General features: G+C 61.6%; 23 protein-coding genes and 1 pseudogene. 10 read left to right on the top strand and 14 right to left on the bottom strand.

Features of this window, described 5'->3' with window-relative positions:
* Positions 1-14 precede the first annotated feature (14 nt).
* From pip to ACEN93_RS18785, 7 genes are all read left to right on the top strand, one after another.
* Entirely contained in the window at positions 15-986 is a 972-nt protein-coding gene (gene pip / locus ACEN93_RS18755; protein WP_007952436.1) for a prolyl aminopeptidase, read from the top strand.
* Positions 983-1420 carry a D-aminoacyl-tRNA deacylase gene (dtd, locus tag ACEN93_RS18760; protein ID WP_064592873.1) on the top strand — a complete coding sequence of 146 codons (438 nt, stop codon included), beginning with the start codon at positions 983-985 and terminating at the stop codon, positions 1418-1420. The genes pip and dtd overlap by 4 nt, the downstream gene beginning before the upstream one ends.
* A 321-nt stretch (positions 1421-1741) precedes the next feature.
* Positions 1742-3556 carry a glucan biosynthesis protein G gene (locus tag ACEN93_RS18765; RefSeq protein WP_011332055.1) on the top strand — a complete coding sequence of 605 codons (1815 nt, stop codon included), beginning with the start codon at positions 1742-1744 and terminating at the stop codon, positions 3554-3556.
* Positions 3549-6119 (top strand): glucans biosynthesis glucosyltransferase MdoH, encoded by a 2571-nt coding sequence (gene mdoH, locus ACEN93_RS18770; RefSeq protein ID WP_039764737.1) that lies wholly within the window; start codon positions 3549-3551, stop codon positions 6117-6119. Before ACEN93_RS18765 ends, mdoH begins: the two co-directional genes overlap by 8 nt.
* A 372-nt stretch (positions 6120-6491) precedes the next feature.
* Entirely contained in the window at positions 6492-7289 is a 798-nt protein-coding gene (locus ACEN93_RS18775; RefSeq protein WP_011332057.1) for a transporter substrate-binding domain-containing protein, read from the top strand.
* Between the two features lie 141 nt (positions 7290-7430).
* The gene (locus ACEN93_RS18780) at positions 7431-8390 is read left to right on the top strand and encodes an amino acid ABC transporter permease (protein ID WP_007952431.1); all 960 of its coding nucleotides are present in this window, start codon (positions 7431-7433) and stop codon (positions 8388-8390) included.
* Positions 8383-9117, top strand: coding sequence for an amino acid ABC transporter ATP-binding protein (locus ACEN93_RS18785; RefSeq protein ID WP_064592877.1), 735 nt, complete (start codon positions 8383-8385; stop codon positions 9115-9117). Before ACEN93_RS18780 ends, ACEN93_RS18785 begins: the two co-directional genes overlap by 8 nt.
* A gap of 190 nt (positions 9118-9307) precedes the next feature.
* Here ACEN93_RS18785 and ACEN93_RS18790 read toward each other — a convergent pair whose 3' ends face one another.
* The 11 genes and pseudogenes from ACEN93_RS18790 to ubiE form a co-directional block, all read right to left on the bottom strand.
* On the bottom strand, positions 9308-10180 hold the full coding sequence (locus tag ACEN93_RS18790; protein WP_371850981.1) for a methyl-accepting chemotaxis protein: 873 nt from the start codon (positions 10178-10180) through the stop codon (positions 9308-9310).
* A pseudogene (locus tag ACEN93_RS18795) lies at positions 10163-11224 on the bottom strand (methyl-accepting chemotaxis protein); the annotation flags it as partial. The gene ACEN93_RS18790 and the pseudogene ACEN93_RS18795, both read right to left, overlap by 18 nt.
* Before the next feature lie 91 nt (positions 11225-11315).
* Complete coding sequence (locus ACEN93_RS18800; protein WP_495610367.1) at positions 11316-12023, bottom strand: 16S rRNA (uracil(1498)-N(3))-methyltransferase; 708 nt, start codon at positions 12021-12023, stop codon at positions 11316-11318.
* Positions 12020-12808: a twin-arginine translocase subunit TatC gene (gene tatC, locus ACEN93_RS18805; RefSeq protein ID WP_007952425.1), complete on the bottom strand. Its 789-nt coding sequence runs from the start codon at positions 12806-12808 to the stop codon at positions 12020-12022. The genes ACEN93_RS18800 and tatC overlap by 4 nt, the downstream gene beginning before the upstream one ends.
* A complete protein-coding gene (gene tatB, locus ACEN93_RS18810) occupies positions 12805-13251 on the bottom strand; it encodes a Sec-independent protein translocase protein TatB (protein WP_210710002.1) in 447 nt (148 codons plus the stop codon). Before tatB ends, tatC begins: the two co-directional genes overlap by 4 nt.
* Positions 13252-13261: 10 nt before the next feature.
* Positions 13262-13540: a twin-arginine translocase TatA/TatE family subunit gene (locus tag ACEN93_RS18815; RefSeq protein WP_007952423.1), complete on the bottom strand. Its 279-nt coding sequence runs from the start codon at positions 13538-13540 to the stop codon at positions 13262-13264.
* A gap of 25 nt (positions 13541-13565) precedes the next feature.
* Complete coding sequence (locus ACEN93_RS18820; protein ID WP_007952422.1) at positions 13566-13898, bottom strand: phosphoribosyl-ATP diphosphatase; 333 nt, start codon at positions 13896-13898, stop codon at positions 13566-13568.
* A complete protein-coding gene (hisI, locus tag ACEN93_RS18825) occupies positions 13891-14292 on the bottom strand; it encodes a phosphoribosyl-AMP cyclohydrolase (RefSeq protein WP_007909357.1) in 402 nt (133 codons plus the stop codon). The genes ACEN93_RS18820 and hisI overlap by 8 nt, the downstream gene beginning before the upstream one ends.
* An 80-nt stretch (positions 14293-14372) precedes the next feature.
* The gene (ubiB, locus tag ACEN93_RS18830; protein WP_039772455.1) at positions 14373-15977 is read right to left on the bottom strand and encodes a ubiquinone biosynthesis regulatory protein kinase UbiB; all 1605 of its coding nucleotides are present in this window, start codon (positions 15975-15977) and stop codon (positions 14373-14375) included.
* Positions 15974-16597, bottom strand: a complete 624-nt coding sequence (locus ACEN93_RS18835) for a ubiquinone biosynthesis accessory factor UbiJ (RefSeq protein ID WP_039772453.1) — start codon at positions 16595-16597, stop codon at positions 15974-15976. Before ACEN93_RS18835 ends, ubiB begins: the two co-directional genes overlap by 4 nt.
* Positions 16597-17367, bottom strand: coding sequence for a bifunctional demethylmenaquinone methyltransferase/2-methoxy-6-polyprenyl-1,4-benzoquinol methylase UbiE (gene ubiE / locus ACEN93_RS18840; protein WP_007952418.1), 771 nt, complete (start codon positions 17365-17367; stop codon positions 16597-16599). Before ubiE ends, ACEN93_RS18835 begins: the two co-directional genes overlap by 1 nt.
* Positions 17368-17532: 165 nt before the next feature.
* On the opposite strand from ubiE, the gene ACEN93_RS18845 reads away from it, so the two are divergent.
* The 3 genes from ACEN93_RS18845 (at position 17533) to ACEN93_RS18855 (ending at position 19269) form a co-directional block, all read left to right on the top strand.
* On the top strand, positions 17533-17808 hold the full coding sequence (locus tag ACEN93_RS18845; protein ID WP_007952417.1) for a polyhydroxyalkanoic acid system family protein: 276 nt from the start codon (positions 17533-17535) through the stop codon (positions 17806-17808).
* 161 nt (positions 17809-17969) lie between these two features.
* Positions 17970-18392: a phasin family protein gene (locus ACEN93_RS18850; protein ID WP_039772451.1), complete on the top strand. Its 423-nt coding sequence runs from the start codon at positions 17970-17972 to the stop codon at positions 18390-18392.
* A 10-nt stretch (positions 18393-18402) separates the two neighbouring features.
* Positions 18403-19269: a phasin family protein gene (locus tag ACEN93_RS18855; RefSeq protein WP_039772449.1), complete on the top strand. Its 867-nt coding sequence runs from the start codon at positions 18403-18405 to the stop codon at positions 19267-19269.
* A 70-nt stretch (positions 19270-19339) separates the two neighbouring features.
* Here the strand turns inward: ACEN93_RS18855 and ACEN93_RS18860 are convergent, their stop codons facing one another.
* The 3 genes from ACEN93_RS18860 to phaZ form a co-directional block, all read right to left on the bottom strand.
* Positions 19340-19960 carry a TetR/AcrR family transcriptional regulator gene (locus tag ACEN93_RS18860; RefSeq protein WP_007952414.1) on the bottom strand — a complete coding sequence of 207 codons (621 nt, stop codon included), beginning with the start codon at positions 19958-19960 and terminating at the stop codon, positions 19340-19342.
* Positions 19961-19987: 27 nt separating this feature from the next.
* Complete coding sequence (gene phaC / locus ACEN93_RS18865; protein WP_039772447.1) at positions 19988-21670, bottom strand: class II poly(R)-hydroxyalkanoic acid synthase; 1683 nt, start codon at positions 21668-21670, stop codon at positions 19988-19990.
* 151 nt (positions 21671-21821) lie between these two features.
* Positions 21822-22676, bottom strand: coding sequence for a poly(3-hydroxyalkanoate) depolymerase (phaZ, locus tag ACEN93_RS18870; protein WP_007952412.1), 855 nt, complete (start codon positions 22674-22676; stop codon positions 21822-21824).
* Between the last annotated feature and the right edge of the window lie 19 nt (positions 22677-22695).

Below are 22695 nucleotides of genomic sequence, written 5' to 3' on the forward strand. Positions count from 1 at the left end.
TTACGGAGCGCGCAATGCAGACTTTGTTTCCGCAGATCAAACCTCACGCACGGCACGATCTGGCCGTCGATGACACCCATACGCTGTACGTCGACGAAAGCGGTTCACCGGAAGGTTTGCCGGTGGTGTTCATCCACGGAGGTCCCGGCGCCGGGTGCGACGCCCAGAGTCGCCGCTACTTCGATCCGAACCTGTATCGCATTGTCACCTTCGACCAGCGCGGCTGCGGTCGCTCCACGCCCCACGCCAGCCTGGAAAACAACACCACCTGGGATCTGGTCGAAGACCTCGAGCGCATTCGTAAACACCTGGGCATCGACAAATGGGTGCTGTTCGGCGGTTCCTGGGGTTCGACCCTGGCGCTGGCCTACGCGCAGACCCACCCGGAGCGCGTACATGGCCTGATCCTGCGCGGGATCTTTCTCTGCCGTCCGCAGGAAATCGAATGGTTCTACCAGGCCGGCGCCAGCCGTCTGTTCCCCGATTACTGGCAGGACTACCTCGCGCCGATCCCGCTGGACGAGCGCGACGACCTGCTCAGCGCGTTCCACAAACGCCTGACCGGCAACGATCAGATCGCCCAGATGCACGCGGCCAAGGCGTGGTCGACGTGGGAAGGGCGCACCGCGACCCTGCGGCCGAACCCGCTGGTGGTCGACCGCTTCTCCGAGCCGCAGCGCGCCTTGTCGATCGCGCGGATCGAATGCCACTACTTCACCAACAACGCGTTCCTTGAGCCGAACCAGCTGATTCGCGACATGGGCAAGATCGCCCATCTGCCGGGCGTGATCATCCACGGCCGCTACGACGTGATCTGCCCGCTCGACAACGCCTGGGAACTGCATCAGGCCTGGCCGAACAGCGAGCTGCAGGTGATCCGCGATGCCGGCCACGCTGCCTCGGAACCGGGCATCACCGATGCACTGGTGCGCGCCGCCAGCAAAATGGCCCGTCGTCTGCTCGACCTGCCGCCCGAAGAAGCATGAAGGGTCTTTTACAGCGCGTGAAAGGCGCGCGAGTCGAAGTGGCGGGCGAGGTGGTTGGCAGTGTCGATCAGGGTTTGCTGGTGCTGGTGGCGGTAGAACCCGACGACACGCCGGCCAGCGCCGACAAACTTCTGCATAAGCTGCTTAACTATCGAGTGTTCAGTGACGCCGAGGGCAAGATGAATCTGTCCCTGGCGGATGTGGGCGGCGGGTTGCTGCTGGTCTCTCAGTTCACCCTCGCTGCCGACACCAAAAGCGGGTTGCGCCCGAGTTTCTCGACCGCCGCCCCTCCGGCGCTGGGCGAAGAATTATTCGACTATCTATTAAGCAAAGCGAAACAGATGCATGGCACAGTGGCATCAGGTAGATTCGGCGCGGATATGCAGGTGCACCTGGTCAACGATGGCCCGGTAACCTTCCTGTTACAGACATGAAAGTGCTTGAAACAACTTTTTAAGGGCTTTTCGACTGAAAACAGGGAATTTTCGCGATAAATACTTTGTTACCCCTGATGCGTTGTCACGCGGGCTACTAGATAATCGCGCGCTACGGGGATCAGCGTTCGTTGGTCCATTTTGACTTAGGTAGAGACTTGTCCGGATCCGATTGGGGAATCATTTTGACCCAGCGGAGTCGGAACAATGCTCGCCAACTTGGCAAGGGTGTCCTGAAAGGTCGGTTTTTTTGTACCGAATCCCTCACAGGCACTTCATCTGGCCGTTGGTTTATTGATCTGTTTTCGGCGAGGGTTGCTCGTGATTGTTAGTCCCTGTAATGCAGCAAAATTGTCTGCCAAACGCTTGCGCAGCGCTCTGGTAGCGGGCTCGGCAGTACTCTGCCTGCTCAGCGCCGGCCAGCTTTGGGCATTCAATCTTGACGATGTGTCGGCCAAGGCCAAAGAGCTGGCCGGGCAGAAGTTCGAAGCCCCGCGCAGCAACCTGCCGAACGAATTCCGTGAAATGAAATTCGCGGACTATCAGAAGATTCGTTTCCGCACCGAAAAGGCCGAATGGGCCGACCAGAAGACCCCGTTCAAGCTGTCCTTCTATCACCAGGGCATGCACTTCGATACGCCGGTGAAAATCAACGAAATCACCGCGAACACCGTCGAAGAGATCAAATACGATCCGAGCCGTTTCGATTTCGGCGACCTGCAGTTCGATCCGAAGGCCACCGAACAACTGGGCTACGCCGGTTTCCGTGTGCTGTACCCGATCAACAAGGCGGACAAGCAAGACGAAATCATGACCATGCTGGGCGCGAGCTACTTCCGCGTCGTCGGCAAGGGTCACACCTACGGTCTGTCGGCCCGTGGCCTGGCGATCGATACCGCTTTGCCGTCCGGCGAAGAATTCCCGCGTTTTCGCGAGTTCTGGATTCAGCAGCCGAAGCCGGGTGACAAACACCTGGTGATCTTCGCCCTGCTGGATTCGCCACGTGCGACCGGCGCCTACCGTCTGATCCTGCGTCCGGGCAGCGACACCATTGTCGACGTCAAGGGCCAGATGTACCTGCGTGACAAGGTCGGCAAGCTCGGCATCGCGCCGCTGACCAGCATGTTCCTGTTCGGCGCCAACCAGCCGTCGAAAGTGCTCAACTACCGTCGTGAACTGCACGACTCCAGCGGTCTGTCGATCCATGCCGGCAACGGCGAGTGGATCTGGCGCCCGTTGAACAACCCGAAACATTTGGCTGTCAGCCAGTTCAGCGTCGAGAACCCGCGTGGTTTCGGTCTGCTGCAACGTGGCCGTGACTTCAGCCACTACGAAGACCTCGACGATCGCTACGACAAGCGCCCAAGCGCCTGGATCGAGCCGAAGGGCGACTGGGGCAAGGGCACGGTTGATCTGGTCGAGATCCCGACTGCGGACGAAACCAACGACAACATCGTTGCGTTCTGGAACCCGGAAAAACTGCCGGAGCCTGGCCAGCCGCTGGACTTCGCCTACCGTATGCACTGGACCATCGACGAAGCCGCGCTGCACGCGCCGGACAGCGCCTGGGTCAACCAGACCCTGCGTTCGACCGGTGACGTCAAGCAATCGAACCTGATCCGTCAGCCGGATGGCAGCGTTGCCTACCTGGTCGACTTCGAAGGCCCGTCTCTGGCCGCTTTGGCTCCGGATGCGGACGTTCGCAGCCAGGTCAGCGTCGGCGACAACGCCGAACTGGTCGAGAACAGCGTGCGCTACAACCCGGAAACCAAGGGCTGGCGCCTGACCCTGCGGATGAAGATCAAGGACCCGAGCAAGTCCACCGAGATGCGCGCAGCCCTGGTGCAGCCAGTGGTGACCGCTGATCTGGCCAAGTCTTCGGTACCGACGTCCAATTCGTCGGTAGCCAAGGCCGACAAGGTTGCCGCCAAGCAACAAGAGAAAGCCGACAAGGAAGCCAAGGCCGCCGAGGCCAAACAGGCCGACGCCAAGCCGGTTGCAGATGCCAAGGACAAGGCCAACAAAGACGCCAAGCAGCCAGCCGCTGCGGACGCGGCCCCAGCCACACCGGAATCGGCACCGACTGAAGAAGTCCTGACCGAGACCTGGAGCTATCAGTTGCCTGCCGATGAGTAACTCTCAAGTACAGCCAGAGACTCTGTCCGAGTACCTGGCGCATCTGCCGATGACCGACGAGCAGCGCGCGGAACTCGCGGGCTGCCAGTCCTTCAGCGAATTGCATGAACGCCTGTCGTCCAAGACCTTTGACGCACCGACCGAAGCCGCCCAGGCTTCGGTGGGCAAGCGCCTGATCCTGAGCACCGCCGAAGAGCTGCAAGACGCGGAAATGCTGGTGCTCGACGCCAGCGGCCGGGTCAGCATGAAGGCCACGCCGCCGATCCGTCGGACCAAGGTCGTGCCGGAGCCGTGGCGCACCAACATCCTGGTGCGTGGCTGGCGCCGCCTGACCGGCCGCACCAACCCGCCGCAACCGCCGAAGGACGCCAACGTGCTGCCGGCGGCGCGCTGGCGCACGGTCGGTTCGATCCGTCGCTACATTCTGCTGGTGCTGATGCTGGGCCAGACCATCGTCGCCGGCTGGTACATGAAAGGCATCATGCCGTACCAGGGCTGGTCGTTCGTCGATCTGGAAGAAGTCCTGCATCAACCGCTGCTGCAAACCGCCACGCAAGTGCTGCCGTATGCGCTGCAGACCAGCATCCTGATCATGTTCGGGATTCTGTTCTGCTGGGTGTCGGCCGGTTTCTGGACCGCGCTGATGGGCTTCCTCGAGTTGCTCACCGGCCACGATAAATACCGGATCTCCGGTAAAAGTGCCGGCAACGAGCCGATTCCGAAAGACGCGCGCACCGCACTGGTGATGCCGATCTGCAACGAAGACGTGCCTCGGGTGTTCGCCGGTCTGCGCGCGACGTTCGAGTCGGTCGCCGCTACCGGTGACTTGGACCGTTTCGACTTCTTCGTCCTCAGTGACAGTAACGACACCGACATCTGCGTTGCCGAGCAACAGGCCTGGCTGGACGTCTGCCGCGAAGCCAAGGGCTTCGGCAAGATCTTCTATCGCCGCCGTCGTCGCCGCGTAAAACGCAAGAGCGGCAACCTCGACGACTTCTGCCGTCGCTGGGGCGGTGACTACAAGTACATGGTCGTACTCGACGCCGACTCGGTCATGAGCGGCGAGTGCCTGACCAGTCTGGTGCGCCTGATGGAGGCCACGCCGGACGCCGGCATCATCCAGACCGCGCCGCGCGCTTCGGGCATGGACACGCTGTATGCACGCATGCAGCAGTTCGCCACTCGCGTGTACGGTCCGCTGTTCACCGCCGGCCTGCACTTCTGGCAGCTGGGTGAATCCCACTACTGGGGACACAACGCGATCATCCGCATGAAGCCGTTCATCGACCACTGCGCCCTGGCGCCGTTGCCGGGCAAGGGTGCGTTCTCCGGTGCGATTCTCTCTCACGACTTCGTTGAAGCGGCGCTGATGCGCCGTGCCGGCTGGGGCGTGTGGATTGCCTACGATCTGCCGGGCAGCTACGAAGAACTGCCGCCGAACCTGCTCGACGAACTCAAGCGTGACCGTCGCTGGTGCCACGGCAACCTGATGAACTTCCGTCTGTTCCTGGTCAAAGGCATGCACCCGGTGCACCGCGCGGTGTTCCTGACCGGCGTGATGTCTTACCTGTCGGCGCCGCTGTGGTTCTTCTTCCTGGTGTTGTCGACCGCGCTGCTGGCGGTGAACACGCTGATGGAGCCGCAGTACTTCCTCGAACCGCGTCAGCTCTATCCGCTGTGGCCGCAATGGCACCCGGACAAGGCGATCGCGCTGTTCTCGACGACCATCGTGCTGCTGTTCCTGCCGAAGCTGTTGAGCATCATCCTGATCTGGGCCAAGGGTGCGAAAGAGTTTGGCGGCAAGTTCAAGGTGACCCTGTCGATGCTGCTGGAGATGCTGTTCTCCATGCTGCTGGCGCCGGTGCGGATGATTTTCCACACCCGTTTCGTTCTGGCCGCGTTCCTCGGCTGGGCCGCGACCTGGAACTCGCCGCAGCGTGACGACGACTCCACGCCGTGGAGCGAAGCGGTCAAGCGTCACGGTCCGCAGACCCTGCTGGGCTTCTTCTGGGCGCTGCTGGTGATCTGGCTGAACCCGAGCTTCCTGTGGTGGCTGGTGCCGATCGTCGGTTCGCTGATGCTGTCGATTCCGGTGTCGGTGATTTCCAGCCGCGTCGGTCTGGGCCTCAAATCCCGTGACGAGAGCCTGTTCCTCATCCCCGAGGAATACAATCCGCCACAGGCGCTGCTGGCCACCGATCAGTACACCCACGAAAACCGCTGGCACGCACTGAATGACGGCTTCATCCGCGCGGTGGTCGACCCACAGCAGAACGCCCTGGCGTGCTCGCTGGCGACCTCGCGTCACGGTCAGGCCGAGCCGATCGAATGGCTGCGCCAGGAACGTGTGCGTCACGCGATCAAGGTCGGCCCGGCCGGGCTGAACAACCATGATCGCCTGCAACTGCTGAGCGATCCGGTGGCCCTGGCCCGTCTGCACGAGCAGGTGTGGGCTGAAGGTCACGCCGAGTGGCTGGACGCATGGCGGGCTTCGGTGAAAGCCGATCCCCACGCGCCGCTGCTGCCGCTCAAGCCTGTGAGCTTGCAGGCGCAACCGGCCTGATGAAGAAACCCCGCGAAAGCGGGGTTTTTTTTGCCTGCCGAAAAGCCCCTCATCGGAACGCCGCCCGCCTAACCCTCTCCCGGAGGGAGAGGGGACTGACTGAGTTGTTCTCTCGAAATACATCGACCTGACAGATCTCGGTCGAACTCAGATTTGAAATTTACAGAGATCGGCTCCCTTTCCCCCTCGCCCCCCTTGGGGGAGAGGGTTGGGGTGAGGGGGTAAATCTTGAATGTTAAACAAATCGTCCATTAAACCTTGTGCAAAAAATCGAGTGCGTTAGCATCCGTCCCCGAATTGGCGCACCCGGACAATCTTGTCCATTTCTGTCGGTTTTCGCGCCGCAAACGCAATGGTTTTGGGGACTTGAAGATGAAGAAGTATCTGTCGATGCTGCTGGTCGGCGTCACGGCACTGGTTGCAGTCAATGCGGCGCAGGCCGGCGCAATCGACGACGCGGTCAAGCGTGGCTCGTTGAAGGTCGGCATGGATCCGACCTACATGCCGTTCGAAATGACCAACAAGCGCGGCGAAATCATCGGTTTCGAAGTCGACATCCTCAAAGCCATGACCAAGGCCATGGGCGTCAAGCTGGAGCTGGTCTCCACCGGCTACGACGGGATCATCCCGGCGCTGATGACCGACAAGTTCGACATGATCGGCAGCGGCATGACCCTGACCCAGGAACGCAACCTGCGCCTGAACTTCAGCGAACCGTTCATCGTGGTCGGCCAGACCCTGCTGATCCGCAAGGAGCTGGAAGGCACCATCAAGTCCTATAAAGACCTGAACACCGCCGACTACCGCATCACCTCCAAGCTCGGCACCACCGGCGAGATGGTCGCCAAGAAGCTGATCTCCAAAGCCAAGTACCACGGCTACGACAACGAGCAGGAAGCCGTGCTCGACGTGGTCAACGGCAAGGCTGATGCCTTCATCTACGACGCGCCGTACAACGTGGTCGCGGTGAACAAGGTCGGCGCCGGCAAACTGGTGTTCCTCGACAAGCCGTTCACCTACGAGCCACTGGCCTTCGGTCTGAAGAAGGGTGACTACGACAGCCTCAACTTCATCAACAACTTCCTGCACCAGATCCACGAAGACGGCACCTACGATCGCATCCATGACAAGTGGTTCAAGAGCACCGAGTGGCTCAAGGACATGGAATAAGGCCCGCCCGCTGATCGTTCCCACGCTTTGCGTGGGAACGCCGCCCGGGACGCTCCGCGTCCCTTCGCAAGCGTGACGCAGAGCGTCACAGGATGCATTCCCACGCAGAGCGTGGGAACGAGCGAATCAGAGAAACATTCAATGAAACAGAAAAAAGCCCAATGGCCCTGGCACGTCCTGACCGTGCTGGTGCTGGTCGGCCTGGCCGGCGCGTTGTATTACGCCACGTCGCTGATGTCCTACGAATGGCGCTGGAACCGTGTGCCGCAGTACTTCGCCTATCAGGCCGAGGAAACCCAGCGCGCGACCGATATTTCCACCGTCAGCGAACTGGTTCGCAAGGGCGGCAGCGCGCAGGTCACCCTGCGCAATGATGCCGGTGACGAGCAGCACCTGACCGTCGACGAAAACAGCCTGCAATTCGCTCAGGGCGACGATGTGGCCGAAGGCGACGTCGTGGGCGTGACGCGGCATTGGGCGGCGGGTCCGCTGTTGTGGGGCCTGTGGACCACGCTTTGGCTGTCGGTGGTGTCCGGCGTGCTGGGCTTGCTGATCGGTCTGGCCACCGGGCTGTGCCGGCTGTCGAGCAACCCGACCCTGCGCGACCTGTCGACGATCTATGTCGAACTGGTGCGCGGCACGCCGCTGCTGGTGCAGATCTTCATTTTCTATTTCTTCATCGGCACGGTGATGAACCTGTCCCGGGAGTTCGCCGGGATCGCCGCGCTGTCGCTGTTCACCGGCGCCTACGTGGCGGAAATCATCCGTTCCGGTGTGCAGTCGATTGCCCGTGGCCAGAACGAAGCGGCGCGTTCGCTGGGTCTGAGTGCCGGCCAGTCGATGCGTCATGTGGTGTTGCCGCAGGCGTTCAAACGCGTGCTGCCGCCGCTGGCCGGGCAGTTCATCAGTCTGGTCAAAGACACCTCGCTGGTGTCGGTGATCGCCATCACCGAGCTGCTGAAAAGCGGCCGTGAAGTCATCACCACGTCGTTCTCGCCGTTCGAGATCCTGTTCTGCGTCGCCGGCCTGTACCTGTTGATCAACCTGCCGCTGTCGAAAATCGCCAGCCGGCTTGAGCGGAGGCTCGCGCAAAGTGATTGAAGTCCGCGATCTGGTAAAAGTCTTCGACACCCGTGGGCAAGTGGTGCGCGCGGTGGATAACGTCAGCACGTCCGTGGCCAAGGGTGAAGTGCTGGTGGTGATTGGCCCGTCCGGTTCCGGCAAATCGACCTTTCTGCGTTGCCTTAATGGTCTGGAAGAATTCGATTCCGGCTCGGTGAGCATCGACGGCCTGCAACTGGCCGACCCGAAAACCGACGTCAACGCCTACCGCCGCGAAGTCGGCATGGTGTTCCAGCATTTCAATCTGTTCCCGCACATGACCGTGCTGGAGAACCTGTGCCTGGCGCAGAAAGTCGTGCGCAAGCGCGGCCAGAAGGAAAGCGAAGCCAAGGCTCTGGCATTGCTGGAGAAGGTCGGCATCGCCCAGAAGGCCCGCGAATACCCGTCGCGCCTGTCCGGCGGTCAGCAACAGCGGGTGGCGATTGCCCGGGCGTTGGCGATGGACCCCAAGGTCATGCTGTTCGACGAGCCGACCTCGGCCCTCGACCCGGAAATGGTCGGCGAAGTGTTGGACGTGATGAAAAACCTGGCTGTGGAAGGCATGACCATGGTCTGCGTGACCCACGAAATGGGCTTCGCCCGGGAAGTGGCGGATCGGGTGCTGTTCTTCGATCACGGCAAACTGCTGGAGGACGCCTCGCCGGCGGAGTTCTTCGATGCGCCGAAGGATCCGCGAGCCCAGGCGTTCCTGCGGCAAGTTCTCTAAACGCAGGGCAAAAAAAACGCAGCCATTGGCTGCGTTTTTTTATCACTGATCGTTCCCACGTCGAGGCGTCGAACCGTCTGCGTGGGAATGCCGCTCAGGACGCTCTGCGTCCCTTCGCAAGCGTGACGCGGAGCGTCACAGGATGCATTCCCACGCAGAGCGTGGGAACGATCAAGCGATCAAGCATCCCTTACACCTTGAACCGGCCCACCAGCGTTTGCAGGTGAGTGCCCAGGCGCGCCAACTCGACGCTGGAGGCCGCCGTCTCTTCACTGGCCGCCGAGGTCTGGTCCGACACGTCCCGCACGTTCAGCACGCTGCGGTTGATCTCTTCAGCCACAGCGCTCTGCTGCTCGGCTGCCGCGGCAATCTGCTGGTTCATCGCCTGAATTGCCGAAACGGTGCGGGTGATGCTTTCCAGCGAACCACCGGCACGCCGGGTCAGCTCGACACTGCTGTCGGTCAGGGTGCGGCTGTTGTCCATGATCGTCGCCACTTGCTGGGTGCCGTTCTGCAGGCCGACGATCAGCTCTTCGATCTCTTCCGTGGACTTCTGAGTGCGCTGGGCCAGGCTGCGGACTTCATCGGCGACCACCGCAAAGCCACGTCCGGCTTCACCGGCACGGGCGGCTTCGATGGCGGCGTTGAGGGCCAGCAGGTTGGTTTGCTGGGCCACGGACTTGATCACGTCAAGCACGCTGCCGATCTTGTCGCTTTCGCGCTTGAGCTCGCCCATGGCCTCGGTGGAGTGGCCGACTTCAGCGGCCAGACGTTCGATCTGGGCGATGGCTTCACCGACAACCTTGTCGCCTTCACGGGCCTGCTGGTCAGCAGCGACCGCTGCTTCCGAAGCTTCCTCGGCGTTGCGTGCGACTTCCTGCACGGTGGCGGCCATTTCGTTCATGGCGGTCGCGACCTGGTCGGTCTCGATTTTCTGATTATTCACGCCGGCGCTGGTCTGCTCGGTCACCGCGGACAACTCTTCGGCGGCGCTGGCGATCTGGGTCACGCCGTCGCTGATGCCACCGATCAATTCGCGCAGGCCCTGGGTCATGCTCTGCATCGAGCGTTGCAGTTGACCAAGTTCATCGCGGCGCAGGGACACCAGATTGTGGGTCAGGTCACCGGCGGCCACGCGTTCGGCGACTTTCAGGGTCTGCTCCAGCGGAATGATGATCTGCCGGGTGATCGCCCAGGCCGCGAGCAGACCGAAGGCCAGGGCCAGCAGGGTGGCGATCATCAGCATGTTTTTGGCGTGTGCGGCATCGGTGTCGCGGACGATGGTCTGGGATTCGGTGAGTTTCTTGCTGACGTCGAGCAGGATGTCGCCCTGGGCCGACATGCGAGCCAGCGCTTTGGCGTTGTTCACCTGGGAGTCGCGGAACTGGCTGACGGCGGCGCGGTAAGCCTTGAGCGATTCGGTGGCCTGCTGCAGGTTGGCGATGTGTTGATCGGGCAGTTTGCTCGGCAGGCTTTCCAGATTGTTCAGGGCGGCGGCGATGGCATCCAGCGCCGGTTGTTCGGCCTCGGCCTTGCCGCTGTAGGTGTAGCCGCGCACCTGATAGCGCGCCTGCTGCAGCAGTTTGCTCAGCTCGATCACGCTGTTGAATTGCGCAACGCTGTCGCCTTGCAGCAGGGATTTCTCGACTTCGCTGACCTTGGCCACGGCATTGTCGGCGCTGGCGCCGAGTTTGCTGCGGGCGTCTTCCCGCTGCACGGTTGCCTGGGTCATGTCGGCAAAGGCGCGTTTGTACTCGGCGACCGCTGCCAGTTGCTGATCGATCATGGCCACGTCGGACGGTTGCTCGATCATGTTGCGGGCGCTTTGCAGGCCGCTGTCGAGTTTGCCAAGCAGGTCGTTGACCGCGCCAGGGCCCTGTTCGCCACGACGGGCTTCATAGTCCAGGCGCGCAAGGCGCAGGTCTTTGGTCAGCTCGTTGAGGCCGGAGATGAAGCCGAGCTTGTCGCCCCGGCTGATGATTCCGCTCATGCCGGTCCAGCCGGTGAAGGTGATCAACAGGGTCAGCAGCAGCACCAGGCCGAAACCGATTCCAAGTTTACGTTTAACGCTGACGTTTCCAAGACTCTCGGCTAACCAACGGTACATGCGACGACTCCCTCGGACCACTAATTGGACTTATGGGGAGGGTATCGGCCGGATGATGGCAATCTGTAACGCCTTTTGTCTGACGAAGACTTCAGAACAGCCGGGCGAGCAGTGCGGTGACGGCGGTTTCGACCCGCAGGATTCGCTCGCCCAGTTGCACCGGTTGCAGCCCGGCCTTGGCCAGCAGATCGATTTCGTAGGGAATCCAGCCACCCTCGGGGCCGATGGCCAGGGTTACCTGTTCGTTCAGGGCGCGGGGGCAGGGCGGAAAGTTGCCCGGATGGCCGACCAGACCGAGGGTGCCGTCGGTGATGGCCGGCAGGCGATCTTCGACGAACGGCTTGAAGCGCTTCTCGATGATGATTTCCGGCAGCACCGTGTCCCGGGCCTGTTCCAAGCCCAGGATCAACTGTTCGCGGATCGCTTCCGGTTCGAGGAACGGCGTCTGCCAGAAGCTTTTCTCGACCCGGTAGCTGTTGACCAGAATCACCTTCGACACGCCCATGGTCGCCACGGTCTGGAACACCCGGCGCAGCATCTTAGGGCGGGGCAGGGCGAGTACCAGGGTCAGCGGCAGTTTGGCCGGTGGCGGTTGATCGAGGGTGACCCGCAGCTCGGCTTCGCCCGCGTCCAGGCGCAGCAGCTCGGCCGGGCCCATCAGCCCGTTGATGCGCCCGACCCGCAGGCTGTCGCCGACTTCCGAGCGGTGGACTTCCTGCATGTGGGTCAGGCGCCGATCACGCAGCACGACGCGGTCGGCCGCAATGAAGTCGGCCTCTTCGAGCAGCAGCAGGTTCATGGCTGAGTCGCTGGCGGCTGGTCGTTGTGATCGTCGGCGGTTTCTTCCGGGCGCTCGCGTTTGCTGACCAGACTGCCGAACAGGATGCCGACTTCGAACAGCATCCACATCGGCACGGCCAGCAGGGTCTGGGAGAAGATGTCCGGCGGGGTCAGGATCATGCCGACCACGAAGCAGCCGATGATCACGTACGGACGGATCTTCTTCAGGTATTTGACGTCGACCACGCCGATCCACACCAGCAGCACCACGGCCACCGGGATTTCGAACGCCACGCCGAAAGCGAAGAACAGCGTCATGACGAAATCGAGGTAACTGGTGATGTCGGTCATCATTTCCACGCCGGCCGGGGTAGCCGAGGCGAAGAACTTGAAGATCAGCGGGAACACGAAGAAGTAGGCGAATGCCATGCCGGTGTAGAACAGCAGGATGCTGGAGATCAGCAACGGCACTGCGACACGCTTCTCGTGCTTGTACAGGCCCGGTGCGATGAAGCCCCAGATCTGATGCAGGATCACCGGAATCGCTAGGAACAGCGAGACCATCATCGTCAGCTTCAACGGCGTCAGGAACGGCGACGACACGTCGGTGGCGATCATCGTCGCGCCGGCGGGCAGGTATTCACGCAGCGGCGTCGAGACGAAGGTGTAGATCTGCTGGGTGAAGGCAAACAGCCCGGCGAAGATGATGAAGATCGCCGCGACGCAACGCAGCAGGCGGGTGCGCAACTCGGTGAGGTGCGAAACCAGCGGCATGTGCTGGTCGTTTTCGGGGAGATCGCTCATGGGGCTCGCGGCGGCAATGTTGGGTCGTGAGGCGCTGGTGTGGTCGGCGCGGCGGTTGGGGCTACGTGTTCAACCGAGGCTGGCGCGACGACAGGCGCTGGTTCGGTTGGCGCTACAGCAGGTGCCGCTGGCGTTGGAGCGGCAGGGCTGTGAATCGTCTGCTCACCCACAGGCTCTACCGGCGTCGGCTCCTGCTGAACCGGCGTGAAAATCTTCCGCGCCTCCTGTTCCAGCGACAGGATGTGCTCGTTGTGCAGTTGCCGACGGATTTCGTCGGCACCGATTTCACGCTCAACTTCCTGTTTGATCGCGTTGAAGCTGCGCTTCAGCCGTCCGACCCACAGGCCGGCGGTGCGTGCAGCGCCCGGCAGACGCTCGGGGCCCAGCACCAGCAGGGCGACGAGGCCGACGAGCAGCAGTTCAGAGAAGCTGATACCAAACATTAGTCAGTGCTCACACGTCTTTGCGGATCGGCTCTTCGACTTTCTGCGCCTGCACGTCGATGGTGTGTGGCGGGTTGGCCTGAGCGGTGGCTTGCGGCTGTACCGGCGGTACCGGTTGAGCAGGCGTGACGGTCGGATCGGCCGGTTTTTCGTCGTCGTTCATGGCTTTACGGAAGCCCTTGATCGACTCGCCAACGTCGGTGCCGAGGTTCTTCAGTTTCTTGGTACCGAACACCAGTACCACGACCACCAGGATGACGATCCAGTGTTTCCAGTCAAAAATGCCCATGTTGCTGTTCCTCTTTTGAAGTTGTTCAGGCGGACGGGCGCGAGGCTTTCTCGACGTGTCCGGACAGGCCGAAACGGCGATCCAGTTCATCCAGCACCGCCTGCGGATGCTGCCCCAGCTGGGCAAGCATGACCATGCTGTGGAACCACAGGTCGGCGGTCTCGTAGATCACGTCGCTGCAGTCGCCGCTGACGGCGGCGTCCTTGGCGGCAATGATCGTTTCGACCGATTCTTCGCCGACTTTTTCCAGAATCTTGTTCAGACCCTTGTGGTACAGACTGGCGACATACGAGCTGTCGGCGGCTGCGCCTTTGCGCTCTTCCAGCACCTGAGCAAGGCGGGTCAGAGTGTCACTCATGTTTGTGTCCTGCGGAGTAAATAGCGTGCGGGTCTTTCAGGACCGGGTCGACCGTTTTCCAGTCGCCGTTTTCGAAGACGCGGTAGAAGCAGCTTTGACGGCCGGTATGGCAAGCGATGTCGCCGATCTGTTCGACCATCAGGATGATGACGTCGGCGTCGCAGTCCAGACGCATTTCATGCAGCGTCTGTACATGGCCGGACTCTTCGCCCTTGCGCCACAGCTTGCCACGGGAACGTGACCAATAGATGGCACGGTTTTCCGCCGCGGTCAGCTCCAGGGCTTCGCGGTTCATCCAGGCCATCATCAATACGCGTCCGGTCTTGTGATCCTGAGCAATCGCCGGCACCAGGCCATCGGCGTCCCACTTGATCTCGTCCAGCCAGTTTTTCATCTTCGACTCCGACAGCGAACCCACACTTCAATAGTCGGGCTCAGGCGTTGAAACAGTGTGCCAGCCGATCACGGAACTGGCTATCGGCGAACGACCAGATACAAGCCGACGGCCACCATGATCCCGGCGGGCCAATGCCCCAGTTCGTGCATCGGGCCCCCGGCGGCGAGGATCGTACCGCCTGCCAGATGGGCGCTGCCGAGCAGGCGCAGGAACCAGTCGTCCTTGCGCTTTTTCCACGGCGGTGGCGGGTCGTTGGCGTGGGGTTGGGACATGCGTTCGAGCAGATCGCGGGCCATGTTGGCCAGGTGCGGCAGTTGTTCGAACTGGCTCTGGACGTTGCCGAGCAAGGCTTTCGGGCTGACGCGCTCGCGCATCCAGCGTTCGAGGAACGGCTGCGCGGTGTTCCACAGATCGAGGTCCGGGTACAGCTGACGGCCCAGGCCTTCGATGTTCAGCAGGGTCTTTTGCAGCAATACGAGTTGCGGCTGCACTTCCATGTTGAAGCGGCGCGCGGTCTGGAACAGGCGCATCAGCACCTGGCCAAATGAAATATCTTTTAATGGTTTTTCGAAGATCGGCTCGCACACGGTACGGATCGCCGCTTCGAATTCATTCAATTTGGTTTCCGCCGGCACCCAGCCCGAATCGATGTGCAATTGCGCCACGCGACGGTAGTCGCGCTTGAAGAAGGCGAACAGGTTGCGGGCCAGATAATCCTGGTCTTCCGGGGTCAGGCTGCCGACGATGCCGCAGTCGATCGCGATGTACTGCGGGCTCCACGGGTTGACGGTGCTGACGAAGATGTTGCCCGGGTGCATGTCGGCGTGGAAGAAACTGTCGCGAAACACCTGGGTGAAGAAGATCTCCACGCCGCGCTCGGCGAGCATTTTCATGTCGGTGCGCTGGTCGGCGAGGGTCGCCAGATCGGTCACCTGAATCCCGTAGATGCGCTCCATCACCAGCACTTTCGGCCGGCACCAGTCCCAATAGACTTGCGGCACGTAGAGCAGCGGCGAGCCTTCGAAGTTGCGCTTCAACTGGCTGGCGTTGGCCGCCTCGCGCAACAGGTCGAGTTCGTCGTAGATGGTTTTTTCGTAGTCGCTGACCACGTCCACCGGGTGCAGCAGACGGGCGTCGGCGGAGACTTTTTCGGCGGCGCGGGCGAGGATGAACAGCCACGCCAGATCCTGAGCGATGATCGGTTTCAGGCCCGGGCGGATCACCTTGACCACCACTTCTTCACCGGTCTTCAGTTGCGCGGCGTGCACCTGCGCCACCGAGGCCGAGGCCAGCGGTTCGACGTCGAAGCGGCTGAACACTTCGCTGATCTTCTTGCCCAGTTGCTCTTCGATCAGTTTGACCGACAGCTGCGAATCGAACGGCGGCACGCGGTCCTGCAACCGCATCAGCTCATCGGCGATGTCTTCCGGCAGCAGGTCGCGGCGGGTCGAAAGGATCTGCCCGAACTTGATGAAGATCGGCCCCAGGTCCTGCAACGCCAGGCGCAGGCGTGCGCCACGGCTCAGGTCCAGCGGCTTGCGCGGGAACCAGCGCCAAGGCAGGACATAGCGCAGCGCCAGCAGGAACCACGGCAAAGGCAGGTCGAACAGCAGGTCATCGAGGCGGTAGCGGATCACGACGCGCTGGATGCGCAACAGACGGCGGACGGCGAGCAGCTTCATGCGTTATCGCTTGGGTCGAGGGATCGGGAAAGGCGCTCGAAGCGCGCCTCGAGACGTTCCAGATCGAGTTTGATCCGGTCCAGTTCGCTGAAACGGGCTTCGGCTTCGCGCTGCCCGACGAGGGTGCGCGATTCTTCGGCCAGGTATTCGGCGAGGTTCTGGTTGAGGCTGGCAAATCCTTGTTGATACCAGCGGGCGCGGCTGCGCAGGTGACCGCCGACCAGTTGCGTGGCGACAGGTCCCAGCCAGCGCGAGAGTTCGTACTCCCAGTCCAGCTCCAGGTCCTGCAGCACGCCCGCCAGCTCCAGCAGCACGCCGCTGTCGCCGTCGAGTTCGACTTCCGGCGCGTGCAGCACCGCCGTCTTGTCCTTGCTCAGGGCCAGTTTCACCAGACTCGAGGCCGGGGCGCGCAGGGTGCAGTCGACGCCGGTTTCCCAACGGGACGCCAGCATCAGGCCTTCGTCGCTCGGCAGGATAAACAGTTGCAGCGCCGGGCTGCGGCAATCCACGGCAATCACTTTGCCGGTCAGATGCGCCAGTCGCGGCAGCGCCGTGCTGTCGAGACGCAGCACGCGGTTCAGGCCGAGTTCGACGCTGGCGAGCAGCCCGGTCAGCAGCATCAGGGTTTGATGCCGCGGTGCAGGGCGACGATGCCTGCGGTCATGTTGTGATAGGTCACGCGGTCGAAACCGGCGTCGACCATCATCGACTTCAAAGTTTCCTGATTCGGGTGCATGCGGATCGATTCAGCCAGGTAGCGATAGCTTTCCGAGTCGTTAGTGATCAGCTTGCCCATCAGCGGCATGAAGGCGAACGAGTAGGCGTCGTAGGCCTTGGACATCAGCGCGTTGGTCGGCTTGGAGAATTCCAGCACCAGCAGGCGGCCGCCCGGCTTGAGTACGCGCAGCATCGAACGCAGGGCGTCTTCCTTGTGCGTCACGTTGCGCAGGCCGAAGGCGATGGTCACGCAGTCGAAATGGTTGTCCGGGAACGGCAGCTTTTCCGCGTCGGCCTGGACGAACTCGACGTTGCCCGAAACACCGACATCCAGCAGGCGGTCACGACCGACCTTGAGCATGGATTCGTTGATGTCCGCGAGAACCACCTGACCGGTCGGGCCGACCAGGTGCGAGAATTTCTTGGTCAGGTCGCCCGTGCCACCGGCGATGTCCAGCACGCGATTGCCGGCGCGTACGCCCGACAGTTCGATCGCGAAACGCTTCCACAGACGGTGCATGCCGCCCGACAGAAGGTCGTTCATCAGGTCGTACTTGGCGGCCACGGAGTGGAACACCTCAGCGACTTTTTCCGCTTTCTGGCTTTCCGGAACGTTTTTGAAGCCGAAGTGAGTGGTGGGTTCGGCATCGCTGCCTTTGCGCTGATCAGTCATATCGCTGTCACCAAAAGAGAATGCGCGACATTCTAATCCCCAAGCCATGCTTTGTCTTGGAATGGCTAAAGGTAAGATGGGCAACCTTCGGGACGATTTGCCGCAGTGGCGGTCAAGATTCGTTGCAGGCATTCATAGCCCCATTCAAAAAGCAGGAGTCATTCAATGGCCCATATCAGTGTTGAGCGTGCCCACAGCCTGGGCAAGGAAGCGGCCCGCGAGAAAGCCGACAAACTGGCGCAGAAACTCTCCGATCAATATGGCCTGGAGCCGCAGTGGTCGGGCGATGTCCTGAACCTCAAGCGTTCGGGCGTGAAGGGCGCCGTGCATGTGGCCGAGGATTCGATCCGGGTCGACGTGGAACTGGGCCTGATGATGTCGGCCATGAGCGGCATGATCAAAGCCGAGATCGAAAAGGCGCTGGATAAAGCGCTGGTCTGATCAGGACAAAACGGGGAGCTTCGGGCTCCCCGTTTTTTTCTCCTGCACCTGCCTTTTATGTCAGTTGTTAGGGTGCCGTTTCTAATTTTTCTCCCTACTTTGTGCCTGAGCCCGACACTCGTCAGGGCAGTTCCTCAAACCTTCTGCGCGTGAGGTGCACCATGGCCAAAGTCATTTTGAAGAAAAAAATCGACGCTTCGACTTCCGCTCTGAGCGACGTCAAATCCTATGCCCGCAAGATCTGGCTGGCAGGCCTGGGTGCCTACACCAAGGTCGGTCAGGAGGGCAGCGAGTACTTTCAGGAGTTGATCAAGGCTGGTCAAACTGTTGAAAAGAAAGGCAAAAAAGCCGTCACCGAAAAACTCGAAGCGGCCAACGCCGAGATCGATGAAGCCAAGAGCGAAGTCAGCTCCTTCAAAGGCCGGGTCGAAGTTCAGCTCGACAAGGTCGAGAAGGCGTTCGACACACGTGTCGCCAGTGCCTTGAATCGTATCGGCATTCCGTCTAAACATGACGTTGAGACACTCTCTGCTAAGCTCGATGAGCTGACGGCATTGCTCGAACGCGTCGCGCGTAAATCTTAAGGAGAACGGGATGGCTGGTAAAAAGAACACCGATAAAGAAGGCAGCTCGTGGATCGGAAAAGTCGAAGACTATTCCCGCAAGATCTGGCTGGCTGGTTTAGGCGTGTACTCGAAGATCGACACTGACGGCAGCAAGCTCTTCGATACATTGGTCAAAGACGGCGAGAAAGCCGAGAAGCTCACCAAGGCTGCAGTCGGCAAGAAAGTCGATGCTGCCAAGGACTCTGCAAGCTCGGCAAAATCGCGCATCAGCGGCGTGAAAGATCGCGCACTGGGCACCTGGGATCAGCTGGAGGGGGCTTTCGACAAGCGCCTGAACAGTGCGATTTCGCGCCTGGGCGTACCGAGCCGCAACGAGGTGAAGGATCTGCACAAGAAGGTCGATACCCTGACCAGGCAGATCGAAAAACTTACCGGCCTGAAAGCCCAGCCTGTCTCGGCCAAAACCGCAGCAGCCAAGCCTGCGGCCAAAACCGCTGCCAAGCCACTGGCTAAAGCCGCTGCCAAACCAGCAGCCAAAACCGCTGCCGCCAAGCCTGCAGCGAAAGCCGCGGCCAAACCGGTTGCCGCCAAGGCCGCCGCCAAGCCAGCTGCAAAAACGGCAGCAAAACCAGCTGCCAAACCGGCGGCCAAGCCAGCAGCGAAAACCGCTGCCGCCAAACCCGCTGCCAAGCCTGCCGCCAAACCGGCTGCGGCGAAAAAACCGGCAGTGAAAAAACCGGCCGCGCCGAAAGCCGCTGCGCCGAAAGCTGCTGCTCCAAAACCGGTGACCACACCGCAAGCACTGGCAAGCACGTCGAACTCGGCCTCGGCTCCAACCCCGGCGCCTGCTCCGACTGCTGCATCGACGCCGTCGACGCCAACCAGTCAGTCCTGATTTTTCAGGGCTCAAGAAAACGCCCGGCCTGTGAAGGTCGGGCGTTTTTGTTTGGGTAAAAGCCGTCGGATTACTCGTGATCTTCGAGATACTGCAAAGCCATCCTCTCCGTCGCCACCTTCACCGGCGGCAACAGATGCGGCGCCACCAGCATCATGATCTGGTACACCACCAGCCGCACTTCCCCTTCGCGATCAAGAATCCGCTGATAGTCCAGCGAGAACAGCAGCGTCATGGTGATCTGCTCCACCAGTTGCCCCAGCGCCTGGGTGTCGCTGACCAACTGCCCCGACGCCTTCAACCGCGCCAGCAACGACGCCAGCGTACGCTTGAGCACGTTGAGGAACTGGCGAATGCCCTTGGCCAGTTTCGGCAGGCGGCCGGCCAGGTTCGACAGGTCCTGGAACAGGAAGCGGTACTGCGCCAGCCGTTCGACGATCAGGTGCAGGAACAGCCAGTAATCCTCCGGCGCCAGTTCGACATCGGCGGGCGGGTCGAGCAGCGGGGCGAGGTCGTTCTGGAAGCGCTCGAACAGTCCGAGAATCAGCGGCTCCTTGCCGTGGAAGTGGTAGTAGAGGTTGCCGGGGCTGATCCCCATTTCATTGGCAACCTCCATGGTGGAGACGTTCGGCTCGCCCTTTTCGTTGAACAACTGCAGGGCACATTCGAGGATCCGTTCGCTTGTTTTCATCCAGTCTTCTTAAAGGGCTTGAGTCAGTCAGCGCACACGCACATAGGTGCCCGGTGCAGCTTCCATCGGTGGGTAATTGGCGTTGCCGAGGGTCATCTGGGTTTCGTGCAGGGTGCCGGAGCGCTGCTGCACCCACTCCAGCCATTGCGGCCACCAGCTGCCGTCGACTTTCTTGGCGTCGTAGTACCAGGCACGCGGATCGCCGCTGAGCTTTCCGTTCTCGACGTAATGGGCTTTCGGGTTGCCTGGCGGGTTGAGGATGCTCTGCACGTGGCCGCTGTTGGACAGCACGAAGCGCCGCTCGCCGCCCAGCAACAGCGTCGAGCGATACACCGCGTCCCACGGCGTGATGTGGTCGTTCATGCCGGCCACGCTGAAGCTGTCGACCGTGACCTTCTGCAGGTCGATCGGCGTGCCGCACACTTCCAGCCCACCGGGATGGGTCAACGGGTTGTGCTTGAAGAAGTCCAGAATGTCGCCGTGAAACGCGGCGGGCAGGCGGGTGCTGTCGTTGTTCCAGTAGAGGATATCGAACGCCGGCGGCTCCTTGCCCAGCAGGTAGTTGTTGACGAAGTAACTCCAGATCAGATCGTTGGGGCGCATCCAGGCGAACACCTTGGCCATGTCGCGACCCTCCAGCACGCCTTTCTGATAGGAGCGCCGCTTGGCCGCTTCGAGCGTTTGCTCATCGGCGAACAGGGTGGCCGGGGTGTTCATTTCACTGTCGAGCAGGCTCACCAGATAGGTGGCGCTGGAGACGCGCCGCAACTGCCGCTTGGCCTGCAGATGCCCTTGCAGCGCCGCGATGGTCAGCCCGCCGGCGCAGGCGCCCATCAGGTTGACCTCGCGGGCGCCGGTGATCGCCCGGCAGATGTTCATCGCTTCTTCCACGGCTTCGACGTAGGTCGACAGGCCCCATTCGCGATGCCGCACATCCGGGTTGCGCCAGCTGATCATGAAGGTCTGTAAACCGTTCTTCAGGGCGAACTGGACGAAGCTGTTGCTCGGGCTGAGGTCGAAAATGTAGTACTTGTTGATTTGCGGCGGCACCACCAGCAGCGGTTTCGAATACTGTTTTTCGCTCATCGGCCGGTACTGGATCAGCTCGAGCATTTCGTTGCGAAACACCACTGACCCTGTGGTGGTGGCGACGGTCTTGCCGACTTCGAAAGCCTGTTTGGTCACCTGGCGTGGCAGGCCGTCGTTGTGCAGCAGATCATCGAACAGATGGCTGAGACCGCGCACCAGACTGTGGCCGCCGGAGTTGAACAGCTCCTTCACCGCCAGCGGATTGAGCAGGGTGTTGGAGGGCGCCACGGCGTCGTTGAGCAGGGTGAAGGCGAAGTGCGCGCGGGCGCGGTCGTCGTCGCTCATGCTGCTCTCGTCGATCCAGCTCTTGACCTGTTTCTGCCAGGCCAGATAAGCCTGCAGGCTGCGCCGGTAGAACGGGTTCAGGCTCCACGCCGGATCGGCGAAGCGGCTGTCCTGCGGATTGGTCGGGTGCAGGGTTTCGCCGAGCAGCACGCGTCCGAGCGCGCCTCCCAGCTTCAAGGCGTGTTTTGCACTGTGGATCGGATTGCGCAGCCCGTGGGCCGCGACGTTGCGCAAGGTCGAGATCAGGTCCCGGCCGCGCAGACCGGTCATGGCACTCTGTGCATTGATGAACACGGCGGGGCTGGGCACGACGCCCGTCGCTGGTTTGTCACGCATGACTCAACACTCCTTCGTCTTCAGGCCAAAAACAAACACACCGAACCAGAACACCATAGACGCTGTTGCGGGTTGTTGCCTGCGTGGCTCCCTGCCACGCACCTGTCCAGACGCGTTGCAAAACGCTGTCCAGAAGTCCGTGCCGGGACGGTTATCCGCCCAGCGGTGTCGGGTGCGGATGCATCACCGCACGCTGACGTTCCTCCTGGAGGAATTTCATGATGATCGGCGCCACCGCCTCGGCCCGGGTAATCAGGAACAGATGCCCGTCGTCAATGATGTGCAGCTGCGCGTTGGGGATTCGCCAGGCGAGCATGCGCATGTTGATCAGCGGGATCAGCGGATCGTCATCACCGGCCAGCACCAGCGTCGGCTGGTGGATCTTGTGCAGCCAGTGAATGCTGGTCCAGCCCAGGCCCGCGAACAGTTGCCAGTAGTAGCCGAGTTTGCCCGCCGAACGCACCTTGGCCGCATGGCTGGCGGCGAGTGTCGGGTCGCGGCGGAACGAGCCGCCGTAGATCATCGGGGCGATGCGGATCACATGGGACGGCTGGATGTAGCGCCGTGGGCTGGCCATCATCCACAGCACCTTCGGCTTGCCCGGCACCATCACTGCACCGGCAGCGGTCGCTGCCAGCACCAGCTTCTTGCAGCGCTCGGGATAGTCGTAGGCAAACTGCTGCGCCAGCGCGCCACCCCAGGACACGCCGATCACGTTGACCTGTCCGTAGTCGAGGTAATCGAGCATCCGTGCGGTGAGCTTCGCCAGCCCCGGAAAGCGATACGGCCGGCTCGGCGTCGAAGAGCCACCGACACCGGGCACGTCGAAGGCGATCACTTCCAGGTCCGGATCCAGCGCCGCGACAAAAGGAAACACCAGCTCCAGGTTGGCGCCGATGCCGTTGAATATCAGCAAGGGCGTCAAGTGAGGCTTGCCGGGGCGGACCGCCGTGCGGATGGTCTGGCCATCCAGCTCGACGGTTCGAAAGATGAACGGGTGCGGCATGCTTCAAGGCCCTGTGGGT

The organism is Pseudomonas sp. Pseusp21, assembly GCF_059492145.1.